Genomic DNA, 14,673 nt, shown 5'->3' with positions numbered 1-14,673 from the left:
ACCGGCGCAGGCCGGTGCAACCCATGCACGATGGCACGCTCATGGCCGCCGCTCCAGCCTGGCCGCGTAAAAACCGTCCAGGCCGCCCAGCCGCGGGTCCTGGTGGGGCAGGTGGCTGGGCAATGTGCGCAGATCGCCCGCTTCGGTAATGAGCTCGGCCAATCCCGCCACCTCGCTTGGCGTGATCGGGACCCGGCGTAACTCGGTCGTATCGGCGAGCGCACTCTCGACCACGTGCTCACCCTCCTCAGGCTCGAGCGAGCAGGTGCAGTAGACCAGCATCCCGCCGGGCTTGAGCAGGCTGGCGGCCCTGGTCAGCAGCCGGCGCTGCACGCTCGACAGCGCGGCGATGTCGGCTTCGCTCCGCAGCCAGCCCACGTCAGGATGGCGGCGAATGGTCCCGGTCGACGTGCAGGGCGCGTCGACGAGGATGCCGTCGAAACCGCCTGCCGCAGCTGGCTGCCATTCGGCGGCGTCGGCCACCGCAGTCTCGGCCGTGAGCTGCAGCCGCGTCATGTTGTCCTTCAGCCGCGCCATCCGGGCCGGCGAACGGTCCACCGCCGTCACATGCGCCCCGCCATGGGCGAGCTGGGCGGTCTTGCCACCGGGCGCGGCGCAGAGGTCGGCCATGGTCTTGCCGGCGACGTCGCCGAACAGCCGGGCCGGCAGCGCCGCCGCTGCGTCCTGCACCCACCATTGTCCCTCGGCGAAGCCGGGCAGCACCGTCACCGAGCCATGCAGCAAGGTGCGGACGGTTTCGGTTGGCAGCACCTCGCCATGGAGCCGCGCCGCCCATTGCGCCGCGTCCGACTTGACGGTCAGGTCCAATGACGGCTCCTGGCCGAGTGCGGCGGCAATGTCCTTCGCTGTCGCCTCGCCATAGTGCGCGATCCAGCGGGTGAGCAGCCATGGCGCAATGTCGAGCGGCTGGCCCTGGACGTCATCGAGCAGCCCGGCGCCCTCGCGCGCGCAGCGACGCAGCACGGCGTTGACGAGCCCGGCATATTTGGCGGCGCGACGGTCGGCCTGCACCAGCCGCACCGACAGGTCGACGGCGGCATGGTCAGGAACATCCATCCACAGGATCTGGGCCGCGCCGATCAGAAGCGCGCTTTGTGCCCGCGGCGCGTCGGTCGGAACGCCGCGATCCAACAGGCGCGAGAGCACATGGCCGAGCGTGCCGAGCCGCCGCAGGGTCGTCGCCACCAGCCGGCGCATCAGCGCGCGATCGCGATCGGCAAGCTGCTTCAGTCCCGGATGCGCGCCGGTGCCGTCGAGCTGGTCATCGAGCGTCCGGTGCTTGTGCAGAACGCCGTCGACGACGTCGGCGGCGATTCGCCGAGCGGCAAGGCCAGGGACTTCGGAAGAGGTCGCAAAACGCGGCGGGGGCATGCCTGGAGATTACTCGCGAAAAGAAGAAAGGCAGTTCCGCGACGATCCGGTGCTTGCCATCAGCTTGCGGGACCTCTGCCACGGGAATATGCCAAATGTAAGAATCGGCTCTGCTTTTTTTAGACCTGTTTCATCGGCCGTGGGCACACGATCTGATGAGGTCGGGAATGATCCGGATTAACGGTGGAATGGTAGGATGAGCAACGAGCCCCCGCGCAAGCCCGCATTATCCGTCGTCGCGAGCCAAGAGGCGCCGAAAAAGCCGCTGACGCCGGCCGCGCAGCGCGCGCTGGCCGAGGCAGAGGAGCGGCGTCGCCGCGCAGCGGAGGAGGCGACGCCCAGGCCCAAGGAATTGCAGGGGCCGAAGGGGCCGGAACCGACCCGCTACGGCGACTGGGAAAACAAGGGCATCATCTCGGATTTCTGACGTGAGCCGCCCCACCGCGGCTCTTCGGTCAGAAATAGTGATGCTCGCGCAGATAGCTCACGATCAGGTCGGCCGCCTCCGGTGCCGACATGGTCGCGCCGTCGATCGCGATCTCCGGCCGGTCGGGCGCTTCGTAGGGCTGGTCGATCCCGGTGAAATTCGACAGCTCGCCGGCGCGTGCGCGCTTATACAGACCCTTGGGATCGCGCGCCTCGCAGGTGGCGAGCGGGGTGGCCACGTGGACCTCGATGAACTCGCCATCGGCGAAACGTCGGCGCGCGGCGTCGCGGTCGGCGCGAAACGGCGAGATCAGGGACACCAGGGTGATCAGGCCGGCATCGACGAACAGCGCCGCGATCTCGCTGACCCGTCGAATGTTCTCGACCCGTGCTTCCGGCGCGAAGCCGAGATCCTGGTTGATGCCGTGACGGAGATTGTCGCCGTCGAGCAGTGCGCTGTGACGGCCGAGCTCACACAGCCTTCGGTCGACCAGGTTGGCGATGGTCGATTTGCCGGCGCCGCTCAGTCCGGTGAACCACAGCACGCAGGGCTTCTGCTGCTTCAGTCCGGCCCGCACCGTCTTATCGATGTCGAGTGTGTGCCAGCGGACATCGGCTGCGTGCCGCAGCGGCGCATCGATCAAGCCCGCTGCCACCGTTCGCCGGCTCACCGGATCGATCAGGATGAAGCTGCCGAGATCGCGGCTGTCGCGATAGGCATCGCAGACCAGGGGCCGATCGAGCGTCAGATCGGCGTAGCCGATCTCGTTGGCCTCCAGCGTCTGCGCGGTCTCCTGCGCCATCGTGTCGATACAGACGCGATGTTTCAGCGTCGAGATGACGGCGCCGGTCGATGAGGTTCCGGATTTGAGCAGGTAGCGGCGACCGGCCTGCATGGCGGCGTCGTCGAGCCAGATCAGATGGGCCGCGATCCGGTCCGCCACGACCGGCGGTGCGCCGGATGCGAGCACGTCGCCGCGGCTTGCGTCGACCTCGTCGGCGAGCAGCAGGGTCACGGACTCTCCCGCCACCGCCTGTTGCAGCCGGCCATCGGCGGTGACGATGCCGGAGATGCGGCTCCTGCGTCCGGAAGGGTGCACCACCACGGCGTCGCCGCACCGGATTGTGCCGCTGACGACGCGGCCGCTATAGCCCCGGAAGTCCGCGTTCGGCCGATTGACCCATTGCACCGGGAAGCGGAACGGCCGGTCATCGATGCCGTCGGTGACGTCGATGGATTCGAGATGCGCCATCACGCTTGGTCCCGCATACCAGGGCATGCGCGGGCTGGCGCGGAAGATGTTGTCGCCGTCGCGAGCTGCCACCGGGATGCACTGCACGTCGGCGATGCCGAGCCGCTTCGCCATGCTCCGGAAATCAGACGATATCGCCATGAAGCGGTCAGCGTCGAAGCCGATCAGGTCCATCTTGTTGACCGCCAGCACGACGTGGCGCACACCGAGCAGCGCGAGGATGTGGGTGTGCCGTCGGGTCTGACTGATGACGCCCTTGCGGCCATCGATCAGCACCACGGCAAGGTCCGCGTGCGATGCGCCTGTGGCCATGTTGCGGGTGTACTGGACGTGGCCCGGCGTGTCGGCGATGACGAAGCGGCGGCGCTGCGTCGCGAAGAAGCGATAGGCGACATCGATCGTGATGCCCTGCTCGCGCTCGGCCTGCAGCCCGTCCACCAGCAGCGCGAAATCGAGGGCCGGACCGGCCGTGCCCGCGAGTTTGCTGTCCGAGGCGAGTGCGTCGAGCTGATCGTCGAGCAGCATCTTCGAATCATACAACAGGCGCCCGACCAGCGTGCTCTTGCCGTCGTCGACGCTGCCGCAGGTGACGAGGTGCAGCGTCGGCCTGTCATCGGTGGACATTGCGGTGGACTCGCGCGTCCGTCCCAGAACCGGTTCGCGGACAGCCATCAGAAATAGCCCTCCACCTTCTTTCGCTCCATCGAGGCGGCGCTGTCGCGATCGATCACGCGGCCCTGCCGCTCCGATGTCCGCGACGTCCTCATCTCGCGGATGATGGTGGCGAGGTCGGAGGCCGTCGATGGCGTTGCGCCGGTCAGCGGATAGCAGCCGAGCGTCCGGAATCGGATCGACCGCCATTGCGGCGTCTCGCCGGGCCGCAGCGGCATGCGCTCGTCGTCGACCATGATGAGCGCGCCGTCGCGCTCGACCACCGGGCGGCGTGCGGCGAAATACAGCGGCACGATCGGGATGCGTTCGAGCTGGATGTAATCCCAGACGTCGAGCTCGGTCCAGTTCGACAGCGGAAACACCCGCATGCTTTCGCCCGGCGCCAGCATGGTGTTGTACAGGTGCCAGAGCTCCGGACGCTGGTTCTTGGGATCCCAACGATGCGTGGCGCTGCGATGGGAGAAGATGCGCTCCTTGGCGCGGGATTTCTCCTCGTCGCGGCGCGCGCCGCCGATCGCGGCGTCGAAGCCGTGCGCATCGAGCGCCTGGCGCAGCGCCTGCGTCTTCATCACGTCCGTGTAGAGCGCCGAACCATGCGTGAAGGGGCTGATCTTCTGCGCCAGCCCCTCCGGATTGACGTGGACGAGGAGCTCGAGTCCGAGCTCCCGCGCCCGCTGGTCCCGGAACGCGATCATGTCACGAAACTTCCAGGTCGTGTCGATGTGCAGCAACGGGAATGGCGGCTTGGCCGGATGAAACGCCTTCATGGCCAGATGCAGCAGGACCGAGGAATCCTTGCCGATCGAATACAGCATGACCGGCTTGCGAAACTCGGCTGCGACCTCGCGCAGGATGGCGATGCTCTCGGCCTCCAATTGGCGCAGATGGTTGAGCGCCGCTGGCCGCGGCTCCGCAGCCGCCGGCCAGCGCGTGGTTGCGATCTCGGTCGCGTGACGCAGCGAACTCATGCCGCCACTCCCGCACGCTCGCCGAACAGGCGCGCCGCCGTCGCCGCATTCAGGTCGAGGTCGCGAACGCAGGCCGCAACCGAGTTGCGATAGACGTCGTTGACGCCGCAGCGCTTCAGGACGACGAGCTGATGGTCGCTGAGCGAGTTTGTCGCCCGGAACTGGTAGCGATAGGCGCTGTCAGAGGTGTGGAGATTGGGCACCTTGTAGATGGTCGCCTCGGCGGGAAAGATCACCCTCGCATTGGTCTCCTGCGCCTGCCCCGGCTCCTGCCAGGAGGTCACGGCTTTCTCCGCGAAGATGCCGGACAGGCCGAGGCGCTCGAACAGCACCCGGATCGAGGAAAGCGGCTCCTTGCTGACCTCGTAGACATAATGGGTGACAGGAATGCCGTGCTGCCTGGCGTAGCTTGCGACCCGGGCGGCACTGAGCGCGGCGACGACGTAATGCGCCAGCAGCGTGCTGTCCGACGCCCGCGAGATCAGCTTGTCCAGCCAGGACGCGAGCGCGCTCGCCGGCTCGCGGTCGAGCGCGATGAGGTGAAGCCGCGACGGCGGGTACCCGGCCTCTATCAGCAGCTGCAGCGGATTGAACAGGCTCTCCGCGAGGACGTAAGGGCCGATCGTCTCCTTGCTGAAGAGGTTCGGCTCGCGGGTGGCAGACGGAATGACCCAGGGCGTCAGCGGCCGGCCGACCATCGCATCGCGCAGCATGGCCTTCAATGGCTGATAGTAAGACGGCATTCCGGTCATGCCGAACAGGTTGCTCAGTGCGGTCGATCCGACGCGCGCCTTGCCGCATGCGAAATAGAGCATCGGGAAATCCTGCGCCGCGCGATCACGAAAGTTGTCAGCCAGGCAATCCGTCACCTCGCGCATCAAGGTCGTGAGCGCGACCGTCCGGCTCTGGAATGCGCCGACGGGAGACAGCGGCATCGTGTCAAGCGATGGGTGCTCGGCCCTGATCAGCGCGGCCATATGGGCAATGGAGTCAGCCGATGTCACATCGAGAATCATGTGTTCGCTCCCTTATGAGTTCAAAAAAAATCTTTAAGTTCGAAAAAATCCGGCCCGCGTATCGGCGGGCGACGGCACGGCCGTGGCGCGCGGCCGTGCCGAATGGGTCACGCCGCGCGCACGGTCTCTAGAAATCTCTCCACCTCCGTCTTGAGATTGCTGCTCTGGGATGTGAGCGAGCGCGCCGAGTCCAGCACCTGGCCGGATGCGTTGCCGGTCGCGCTGGCGCCGCGGTTCACTTCCGTGATCCGCTCCGCGACCTCGGCCGTTCCCTTGGCCGCCTCGCCGACATTGCGCGCGATCTCGCGGGTGGCAGCGCCTTGCTGCTCGACCGTGGCGGCGATCGTCGCGGCGATGTCGGAAATCTGCGTGATGGTTGCGCCGATTTCCTTGATCGCAGCGACCGATTCCTGCGTCGCAGCCTGCATTCCGGCGATCTGGGTGCCGATGTCCTCGGTGGCTTTTGCGGTCTGGGCCGCAAGCGCCTTGACCTCGCTCGCCACGACGGCAAATCCGCGTCCGGATTCACCGGCGCGAGCGGCTTCGATCGTGGCGTTCAGGGCCAGCAGATTGGTCTGTTCGGCGATCGCGGTGATGAGCTTGACGACGTCGCCGATGCGGCCCGCGGCGGCCTGCAGTTCGTTGATGCGGGCGTCGGTGCGTTCCGCCTGCTTGACGGCTTCGTTGGCGATGCGGCTGGAATCGTGAACCTGGCGGCTGATCTCGGTGACGGAAGCACTCATCTCCTCCGTCGCGGAGGCCACCGCACCGACATTGGTCGAGGCCTCCTCCGAGGCTGCGGCCACCATGCTGGACAAGACCTGTGTCTGGTTGGCGGTGCCGGACAGCGTGCCCGCGGCCCCCTCCAGCTGATGCGCCGCTGACGACACGGTGGTGACGATGCCGCCGACGGCGGCCTGGAACGCGTCTGCGAGCTTGATCATCTCCGCCTTGCGCTGCTGCGCGGCGATCTTGTCCTGGTTCTTCTGGGCGAGCTCCATCTGCTCGATGCGAATCAGGTTGTCCCTGAAGGTGCTGGCCGCGCGCGCGTTGTCGCCGACCTCGTCGCCGCGCTCGGTGTAGGGAATCGCCACCGATTTATTGCCGCCGGCGAGCTCGAGCAGCACCTCGCCGACCCGCCGGATCGGACGCGCGATGCTGAGCGAGGAGAAGACCGCGGAGCCAATCAGCACCAGCACGACCAGCGCGCCGACGATCAGGGCGACAGTGCCGACCCGCTCCAGCTCTGCGACCAGCTGGTTCTGGCGCAGCGCCATCATTTCGGAGCCCATAGTGGCGGCTTCGCCGATGCGCTTCGCGATCTCCTTCGAGGTGGTCGCGACATTGTCGTTGAAGACGCGCTTGCTGACCTCATCGGCCCTGAAATAATCCAGCGCGGCCGTCTTGAACGAGGTCGCGATGGCGATCAGTTCGTCGATTCCTGTCTGCAGGTCCTTCTCGCCGGCAAGGCTGCGTGCCTTCTGCAGGGCTGCGACCAGCCGATCGACGCCCGCGGTTGCGACATCCCGCTGCTTGACATCGCCGGTCTTGGCGAAGTGCCAGCTTGCCGCGCGGACGGCCGCCAGCGCCGCGTCGGCGGCTCGCAACTCGGGCTCGAGGCTGAAATGATTGGGGGAGGCGGCGAGGCTGGGGCTGGTCAAGAGTTTGGTAAAGCCTCGTTCCCAGGCCTCAGACGCCTGGCCGCGCGCGGCGACCTTGGCGAGTACGTCGGCTTGCGCCTTGGCATAGTCGGTCCCGGCCGCCGCCGCTCTGTCGATCAGCGTGCGGATCTCGCCATACATCTCACGCGCCACCGCACGGGTCGCGCGCTGGCGCGCGGCGTCAACCTCCTTGGCCGCGGCGGCGAGGTGGTCCTGCAGCGCCTGCAAGCTGGCCTGCAGGCGATCCGGTGCGGCAACGGTGCTGATGTCCTGCGCGCTGATCTGCGCCCGCAGCATCGCCGCTTCTGCGGCCTGGGCGTTGGCCCGGTTGGCCGTGTTGATCACGACCAGTTTGCTGGACTGTTCGATCGACTGGTTGCCGATGATCTGGTTGGCCAACATGCCGGCCACCAGAACCACCCCGATCCCGGCCGTAATCCCGAGTTTCGTCCCTATCTTGAAATTGAACCGAAACATGCACCAACTCCCCAAAGTTGTAATTGGGTAGTTGGCGCAACCAAGATAAACAAGATATAAATCCTCGACCCCGTACAACTACAGGTAAAAAGTTCCGCGGACATGTCGTTAACGGGGAGTTCGTTCTCTGGCGCCCGGCTGCGATAGCTCCAGCCGGACCGCGCTTCAGCGCGCCACCACGACGGTCGTGCCGATCGGCACCCGCTCATAGAGATCGGTGATGTCGGCGTTGAGCATGCGGATGCAGCCATAGGAGACGAAGCCGCCGACCGAGCCCGGCACATTGGTGCCGTGGATGGCGTAGTCGCCGCCCGCCAAGGTCATGGCGGCGACGCCCATCGGGTTGCGCGGCGAGCCGCCGGCGATGACGTCGGGGAGGTTGGGCTTGTCGCGCTTGACCTCGGCCGGCGGCGCCCAGGCCGGATATTTGTACTTGCCGTCGATCTTGGTGGTGCCGGCCCATTGCCGCCCGGCCTTGCCGACGCCGACCGGGTAGCGCATCGCGTGGCGGCCATCGAGCACGAGGTAGAGCTTTCGTTCGCCGGTCTTCACCACGATTGTGCCAGGCGAAAAGTCGCCGGCCATGTCCACCAGCTCGGGGCGGGCCGACGCGGGAGCGGTCGCGGCAAAGCCTGCGCCCAGAGCGGCCGCTGCGAACGCCACCGCCTTTGCCGTCGCCGTCCTGATCGCCGCGAACCGCATCGTCATTCTCTCTTCTGTCTGCCTGGTTCCCGTGCGGCCGCTCCACACCGGACGATTCGAGGAAAGAAAAACTTCCCGGCCAAGTAAATGACCCGAAAACAACACTCGCCCGCAAACCGGGTTGTGGCGGTCTGATCGGTTCCTGACAGGGGCTGCGCCGGCGCCGGGCAGCTCTATTTGATGCCGGTGATCGCCGACAGTGCCCGGACGGCGTAGGTGCCGGGATGGTCGTGGATGTAGGCCGTCGTCTCCTGCCGGACATAGTCGTGCTGGCGCACGTTCGACCCGGTGGCCCAGAGAGCAGCGGCTGCAACGACCATCCGGCCGCGTTGGGCCGCGTCATAGCGCTGTTTCAGTGCGTCGTAGATATCCTTCGGCCCGCCCACCATCGCGACGGTGATGCGTGCGGTGTCGAGTGCAATCAGCTCAGATTGATTGGTGATCGAAGCAAAGAAGTCGAGGATCATGTGCACATAACGGCCGTCACCCTCGGCGAAAGACGCCCCCCACAGAAGGTCCAGGTCGGTCGGCGTCCTGATCTCGATGTTTTCGAGCCGGGCTGGCGCGTTGCCGAACTGATCCTCCAGCGTGGAGTCGAGGTCGTTCGGGCCGAAGCGGCTGCGGTACTTGCCGGCTTCCGCGGTATGGCCCGAAAGCCGAACGGCGGCGAGGAAGGCCGAGGCGGCCTTGCTGTCTCCGCTTGATGGCGCCAGCCGGTCGATCCAGTCCGGATGCAGCGCAAACGTCCGCGCCAGCAAGCCGGCGACCGGCGGGTAGGCTGTCCAATCGCGTCCTTCCGAGGTCAGGGTCGCAAAGACATGGGTGAGGGTTTCGATCCGCGGATCCCTGTAGAAGAACGCGATCGATGTCTTCAACTCGGGCGACTGCGGCATGAGCTGCGCGGCCGATGGCCCGATCCCGCCCGCAAAAAGCAAGAGAACGCAGCCCATTCGGGCTACGTTCTCCAACCGTTTCCTGATCCGCCCCACAGGCATTCGCTAGGCCTGCTTCTCCTTGCGGTTCTGCCGGTGCTGCACGAGATCGTCGACCACGCCGGGATCGGCCAGGGTCGAGGTATCGCCCAGCGCGCCCGGCTCGTCCTCGGCGATCTTGCGCAGGATGCGGCGCATGATCTTGCCGGACCGGGTCTTGGGCAGGCCCGGCGCGAACTGGATCTGGTCGGGCGAGGCGATCGGTCCGATCTCCTTGCGCACCCAGGCGACGAGCTCCTTCCGCAGCTCCTCGCTCGGCGCCTCGCCGGCCATCAAGGTGACATAGGCGTAGATGCCCTGGCCCTTGATGTCGTGCGGATAGCCGACCACGGCGGCTTCCGAGACCTTCGCATGCGCGACCAGGGCGCTCTCGACCTCGGCGGTGCCCATGCGGTGGCCGGAGACGTTGATGACGTCGTCGACGCGGCCGGTGATCCAGTAATAGCCATCGGCATCGCGGCGGCAGCCGTCGCCGGTGAAGTACTTGCCCTTGTAGGTCGAGAAGTAGGTCATCTCGAACCGGGCATGGTCGCCATAGACGGTGCGCATCTGGCCGGGCCAGGAGCGGGTCAGGCAGAGATTGCCCTCGGTCGCGCCTTCGAGCGTCTTGCCGTCGGCGTCGACGATCTCGGGCACCACGCCGAAGAACGGCCGCGTCGCCGAGCCCGGCTTGAGCTTGGTCGCGCCGGGCAGCGGCGTGATCAGGATGCCGCCGGTCTCGGTCTGCCACCAGGTGTCGACGATCGGGCAGCGGCCGCCGCCAACGACGCGGTGATACCACTCCCAGGCCTCCGGATTGATCGGCTCGCCGACCGAGCCGAGCAGGCGCAGCGACGCGCGCGAGGTTTTCGTCACCGGACCGTCACCGCCCTGCATCAGCGCGCGGATCGCGGTCGGGGCGGTGTAGAAGATGTTGACCTTGTGCTTGTCGATGACGTTCCAGAACCGTGAATTGTCCGGATAGTTCGGCACGCCTTCGAACATCAGCGTGATCGCGCCGTTGGCCAGCGGCCCATAGAGGATGTAGCTGTGGCCGGTGACCCAGCCGACATCGGCGGTGCACCAGTAGACGTCACCCTCGTGATAGTCGAACACATATTGATGCGTCATCGCGGCGTAGACGAGATAGCCGCCGGTGGTATGCAGCACGCCCTTGGGCTGGCCGGTCGAGCCCGACGTGTAGAGGATGAACAGCGGATCCTCCGCATGCATCGGCTCGCACGGGCAGTCCGTCGTCACCATCTCCGCGGCCTCGTGATACCAGAGGTCGCGCGTCGGGTTCATCTCGACTTTGCCGCCGGTGCGCTTGACCACGACGACCCAGTCGACATTGTCGACCTTGTTCAGCGCCGCGTCGACATTGGCCTTCAGCGGCACCTTGCGGCCGCCGCGCAGGCCTTCATCGGCAGTGATGACGACCTTGGAGTCGCAGTCCTTGATGCGCTGGGCGAGCGAATCCGGCGAAAATCCGGCGAACACCACCGAGTGGATGGCGCCGATGCGGGCGCAGGCCAGCATCGCATAGGCCGCCTCCGGGATCATCGGCAGGTAGATGGTGACGCGGTCGCCCTTCTTGACGTTGCGGTTGCGCAGGATGTTGGCCATCTTGCACACTTCGTCGTGCAGCTCGCGATAGGTGATGTTCTTCGACTGCGAGGGATCGTCGCCCTCCCAGATGATCGCGGTCTGGTTGGCGCGGGTGGCGAGGTGGCGGTCGATGCAATTATAGGCGGCGTTGAGGACGCCGTCCTCGAACCATTTGATTGAGATGTTGCCGGGGGCGTAGGAGACGTTCTCGATGATGGTGGGCGCCTTCACCCAGTGGACGCGCTTGGCCTGCTCGGCCCAGAAGCCGTTCGGATCCTTGATCGAGCGCGCATACATCTCCTGGTATTTCGCGTCGTCGACGAAGGCGCGTTTCGCCCACTCAGCCGGGACGTCGTAGATCTTCTCGGACATTTCACACCCTCCACCATGCGGCCTGCGGATGGACCCCGTCACAGGCCGTCGTTGTTTCCACTATGCGTCCGCGTAACCGGCGGCGACAAGGCAAGACAAGTAGAACCTTCGGCGGGGAGGCGGTCTGCGCAGGATCAAAGAATTGTGCGTGGAGGTTGCAGCAGGTGAGATCGCTTTGCCGCAGGGAGGGCCGCCAATCATCAAGGTTACCCCGAAACCGGCCGCCGTACGGTATCTTGAAACCGTTTTGCCTAAATTTCAGGACTCGCCTTCCGGGCGATGACGCCCTAAATCGCCCTGAAGCTGTGGATAACCTCGCCGGAACCAAATTGCGGCGCGGGGCATTGAGCGGATGAGCACGACGGCAGGGCGTCTAAAGCAATGACGGATCAGCAGAATTTCGAGAGCTCGCGGGTCGGCCCGGCCGATGCCGAGGTGGCGCTCGCGAAAGCGCTGGGCCAGTGGCCGCCCAAGCCGCCCCGGCGCAAGCTGACGCTGAAGGACCTCGCCCACACCAAGGCCGCCAACGCGCAGGCCAATGCCAAGACCTCGGTCGAGGAGCTCGCCAAGCGCATCGGCCTCAAGCTCGGCGACCAGACCGAGCTGACCATCCGTCGCATCAAGCGCGGCAAGAGCTACAGCTTCATTCGTGCCAATGGCACGCCGATCCGCCATGCAGGCACGATTCGCCGGCTGCACGCGATGGCGGTGCCGCCGGCCTATCGCGACGTCCGCTACGCGCCGGATCCGAGTCTGCATCTGCAGGCAGTCGGCATCGATGCCGCCGGGCGGCTGCAATATCGCTATCACGCCGATTGGGAGAAGGTGCGCGAGCATCGCAAGGCGCATCGGCTGGCGAAGCTGGTCGGCGCGCTGCCGCGCATCCGCCGCGCGGTGTCCAAACATCTCGCCGGCGACGAGCCGACGCGCGAGTTCGCGCTCGCGGCTGTCATCGAGCTGATCGCGCGCACCGCCATTCGCCCCGGCAATGAATCCTATGCGCGGCTGAACGGCACCCGCGGCGCCACCACATTGTTGAAGTCGAACGTCGTTCTCGAAGACGACGGTCTGGTGCTGACCTTCAAGGCCAAGGGCGGCAAGGCGGTGCGCAAGGAATGCGACGCCGCCAAGCTGGTGCGCGCTGTCGCCATCCTGCGCGGCCTGCCCGGCCGCCGCATGTTTCAGTATCGCGATGCGCAGGGCATGGTGCGCGCCGTCTCCACCACGCAGGTCAACGCCTTCCTGCGCGAGATCGCCGGCATCAAGATCTCGCTGAAGGATTTCCGCACGCTGATGGCCTCGGCGGTGGCGCTGGAGACATTGTCGCGGATCTCGCCGGCGGCGAGCGCGCGCGGCCGCAAGAAGCAGATCCTGGAAGCGATCCGCGCCGCGGCCGACGAGCTCACCAACACGCCGGCGATCTGCCGCAAGAGCTATGTGCACGACACCATCGTGACCGCGTTCGAGGACGGCATCCTCGAGCGCTTCGCGGCCACCATGAAGGGTCAGCGTTCGCAGACGCGGCGCGAGCAATTATTGGCCCAGGTCGTGATGGCCGCCGCGGCCTAGCGTCAAATGAGTTCAGGCCTGACATCCCGGACCGATCTTGGACGATGCCAGGAAGCGGGCGATCGGATCGAGTTCGCGGCAAGGCACCGCCACGCTCTTGACCGGTTCGACGCGGCGCTTGGCCGGACGGAGTACCGTCCTCTTATAGACAGCGCGCGCACGACGGATCGTTGACACGCCACGCCCATCGGCGCGCACGGCTTTCGAAACCAGCGGCAAAGCCGATGTTTCCCTGACGTCGACCGGCGCGCCGACGCTGCGGTCGGTGTCGCTCAACGTATCAACGCCGGGAATGGACATGCGGATCACCGTCGATGTTGTCTCGTTGTCGAAATCTGCTGGCGACACCGCCGCCAGCACCATCTTTGTTGCAAGCAAGCAGCAGATTATCACGAGGCAAAACCCCGCGATCCAGATCGTTCTGTTCACTTTAGGAAACCCCCGCCGAGAGCGCCGGAGTTGCAGGACATCCCCTTCCCGCAATGGCGCCGTGTGCCGATCAGTCAACCTTAAGAGATTGTTAACTGCAATATTTTCCGGGTGCGGCAGCGGCGCCGGTTGTGATTGTAGTTAACGCCTTCAAGCGCGTGCGCGCCGTTGAGCGTCGTCGGCCATTGACCGACATGCACGCAATCAGCTCCGCGCTTGTGACATCACGGCGCGCGACATTCGGTCGTCGATCGGGCGTCGATGCGGAGAGCGAGACGATCTCGACGCGCCGAGGTTTCACGGATCACGTTAAATTATGGCGCGAAACCCGCTCGCCTGAGGCGGCGTAACTCGGCCCGACACGACGCAAGAGCAATATCGCTCACCATCGCATCGGTGTCGCAGTCAAACTGATCACGCGGCACTGCCGCCGCCTTCATTAGGGAGCTATCCATGTCCAAGCGCATTGCCTATCTCGCTGCCGCCGCCTTCAGCGCTCTGTCGCTGACCTCGACCTTTGTCGCGCCCGCGCGCGCCGAGGAGAAGACCGTGATGGTCGGAGGTGCGGCGATGTATCCGTCGAAGAACATCATCCAGAACGCCGTCAATTCGAAGGATCACACGACGCTGGTCGCCGCCGTGAAGGCCGCGGGCCTTGTGCAGACGCTGGAGGGCAAGGGCCCGTTCACGGTGTTCGCGCCGACCAACACCGCCTTCGGCAAGCTGCCGGCCGGCACCGTTGACACGCTGGTCAAGCCCGAGAACAAGGCAACTCTGACCAAGATCCTCACCTATCACGTCGTGCCCGGCAAGCTCGAGGCCGCCGACCTGAAGGACGGCCAGACGCTGAAGACGGTCGAGGGCGAGCAGCTCACTGTCAAGCGCGAAGGCAAGAACGTCATGATCGTCGACGCCAAGGGCGGCACCTCGATGGTCACGATCCCCAACGTCAATCAGTCGAACGGCGTGATCCATGTGGTCGACACCGTGCTGATGCCGGCCTCCTGATCGCGGACAGGAACACCGGTCACATCCGTTCTTCCTCCTCCTCGCGGATGTGACCACGAGCGAGCCGGGCCCACCCCGGCTCGCTTTTTTGTGAGAGCTTGCGCCCAATCTGCATCGATTTGCCGGTTTGCGCCCGTAACGATCGGCCA

12 protein-coding genes are annotated in these 14,673 nt (G+C 65.8%); 3 read left to right on the top strand and 9 right to left on the bottom strand.

Features of this window, described 5'->3' with window-relative positions:
* Window positions 1-39: 39 nt before the first annotated feature.
* Window positions 40-1,392 carry an RsmB/NOP family class I SAM-dependent RNA methyltransferase gene (locus tag ACVIJ6_RS09925; protein ID WP_456772569.1) on the bottom strand — a complete coding sequence of 451 codons (1,353 nt, stop codon included), beginning with the start codon at window positions 1,390-1,392 and terminating at the stop codon, window positions 40-42.
* A 196-nt stretch (window positions 1,393-1,588) separates the two neighbouring features.
* Here ACVIJ6_RS09925 and ACVIJ6_RS09920 point away from each other — a divergent pair, with 196 nt between their 5' ends.
* Window positions 1,589-1,819, top strand: a complete 231-nt coding sequence (locus ACVIJ6_RS09920; RefSeq protein WP_456772568.1) for a DUF1674 domain-containing protein — start codon at window positions 1,589-1,591, stop codon at window positions 1,817-1,819.
* Window positions 1,820-1,847: 28 nt separating this feature from the next.
* On the opposite strand, the gene cysC is transcribed toward ACVIJ6_RS09920, so the two are convergent.
* The 7 genes from cysC to acs form a co-directional block, all read right to left on the bottom strand.
* Entirely contained in the window at window positions 1,848-3,743 is a 1,896-nt protein-coding gene (cysC, locus tag ACVIJ6_RS09915) for an adenylyl-sulfate kinase (protein ID WP_456772567.1), read from the bottom strand.
* The gene (gene cysD / locus ACVIJ6_RS09910; protein ID WP_456772566.1) at window positions 3,743-4,711 is read right to left on the bottom strand and encodes a sulfate adenylyltransferase subunit CysD; all 969 of its coding nucleotides are present in this window, start codon (window positions 4,709-4,711) and stop codon (window positions 3,743-3,745) included. The genes cysC and cysD overlap by 1 nt, the downstream gene beginning before the upstream one ends.
* The gene (locus ACVIJ6_RS09905; protein ID WP_456772565.1) at window positions 4,708-5,727 is read right to left on the bottom strand and encodes a sulfotransferase family protein; all 1,020 of its coding nucleotides are present in this window, start codon (window positions 5,725-5,727) and stop codon (window positions 4,708-4,710) included. The genes cysD and ACVIJ6_RS09905 overlap by 4 nt, the downstream gene beginning before the upstream one ends.
* Window positions 5,728-5,834: 107 nt before the next feature.
* Entirely contained in the window at window positions 5,835-7,865 is a 2,031-nt protein-coding gene (locus tag ACVIJ6_RS09900) for a methyl-accepting chemotaxis protein (RefSeq protein ID WP_456772564.1), read from the bottom strand.
* Window positions 7,866-8,030: 165 nt separating this feature from the next.
* Window positions 8,031-8,567 carry a L,D-transpeptidase gene (locus tag ACVIJ6_RS09895; RefSeq protein ID WP_456776950.1) on the bottom strand — a complete coding sequence of 179 codons (537 nt, stop codon included), beginning with the start codon at window positions 8,565-8,567 and terminating at the stop codon, window positions 8,031-8,033.
* Between the two features lie 173 nt (window positions 8,568-8,740).
* A complete protein-coding gene (locus ACVIJ6_RS09890) occupies window positions 8,741-9,460 on the bottom strand; it encodes a hypothetical protein (RefSeq protein WP_456772563.1) in 720 nt (239 codons plus the stop codon).
* A 105-nt stretch (window positions 9,461-9,565) separates the two neighbouring features.
* Window positions 9,566-11,518 (bottom strand): acetate--CoA ligase, encoded by a 1,953-nt coding sequence (gene acs / locus ACVIJ6_RS09885; RefSeq protein ID WP_456772562.1) that lies wholly within the window; start codon window positions 11,516-11,518, stop codon window positions 9,566-9,568.
* Window positions 11,519-11,899: 381 nt separating this feature from the next.
* On the opposite strand from acs, the gene ACVIJ6_RS09880 reads away from it, so the two are divergent.
* Entirely contained in the window at window positions 11,900-13,087 is a 1,188-nt protein-coding gene (locus ACVIJ6_RS09880; RefSeq protein WP_456772561.1) for a DNA topoisomerase IB, read from the top strand.
* Window positions 13,088-13,099: 12 nt separating this feature from the next.
* Here ACVIJ6_RS09880 and ACVIJ6_RS09875 read toward each other — a convergent pair whose 3' ends face one another.
* Entirely contained in the window at window positions 13,100-13,516 is a 417-nt protein-coding gene (locus ACVIJ6_RS09875) for a hypothetical protein (protein WP_456772560.1), read from the bottom strand.
* Window positions 13,517-13,969: 453 nt separating this feature from the next.
* On the opposite strand from ACVIJ6_RS09875, the gene ACVIJ6_RS09870 reads away from it, so the two are divergent.
* The gene (locus ACVIJ6_RS09870; RefSeq protein WP_012040682.1) at window positions 13,970-14,524 is read left to right on the top strand and encodes a fasciclin domain-containing protein; all 555 of its coding nucleotides are present in this window, start codon (window positions 13,970-13,972) and stop codon (window positions 14,522-14,524) included.
* The last annotated feature ends 149 nt before the right edge of the window (window positions 14,525-14,673 follow it).

The sequence above is a fragment of the Bradyrhizobium sp. USDA 4369 genome (genome assembly GCF_054056435.1).
The sequence above is the reverse complement of the archived record's forward strand: the minus strand, read 5'-3'. Positions and strand labels throughout refer to the sequence as shown.

Coding starts and splice junctions, on each gene's coding strand:
- ACVIJ6_RS09870 (WP_012040682.1), top strand. CDS start 13,970: ATGTCCAAGCGCATTGCCTATCTCGCTGCCGCCGCCTTCAGCGCTCTG.
- ACVIJ6_RS09905 (WP_456772565.1), bottom strand. CDS start 5,727: ATGATTCTCGATGTGACATCGGCTGACTCCATTGCCCATATGGCCGCG.
- cysD (WP_456772566.1), bottom strand. CDS start 4,711: ATGAGTTCGCTGCGTCACGCGACCGAGATCGCAACCACGCGCTGGCCG.
- ACVIJ6_RS09925 (WP_456772569.1), bottom strand. CDS start 1,392: ATGCCCCCGCCGCGTTTTGCGACCTCTTCCGAAGTCCCTGGCCTTGCC.
- ACVIJ6_RS09880 (WP_456772561.1), top strand. CDS start 11,900: ATGACGGATCAGCAGAATTTCGAGAGCTCGCGGGTCGGCCCGGCCGAT.
- ACVIJ6_RS09895 (WP_456776950.1), bottom strand. CDS start 8,567: ATGCGGTTCGCGGCGATCAGGACGGCGACGGCAAAGGCGGTGGCGTTC.
- ACVIJ6_RS09900 (WP_456772564.1), bottom strand. CDS start 7,865: ATGTTTCGGTTCAATTTCAAGATAGGGACGAAACTCGGGATTACGGCC.
- ACVIJ6_RS09890 (WP_456772563.1), bottom strand. CDS start 9,460: ATGCCGCAGTCGCCCGAGTTGAAGACATCGATCGCGTTCTTCTACAGG.
- acs (WP_456772562.1), bottom strand. CDS start 11,518: ATGTCCGAGAAGATCTACGACGTCCCGGCTGAGTGGGCGAAACGCGCC.
- cysC (WP_456772567.1), bottom strand. CDS start 3,743: ATGGCTGTCCGCGAACCGGTTCTGGGACGGACGCGCGAGTCCACCGCA.
- ACVIJ6_RS09920 (WP_456772568.1), top strand. CDS start 1,589: ATGAGCAACGAGCCCCCGCGCAAGCCCGCATTATCCGTCGTCGCGAGC.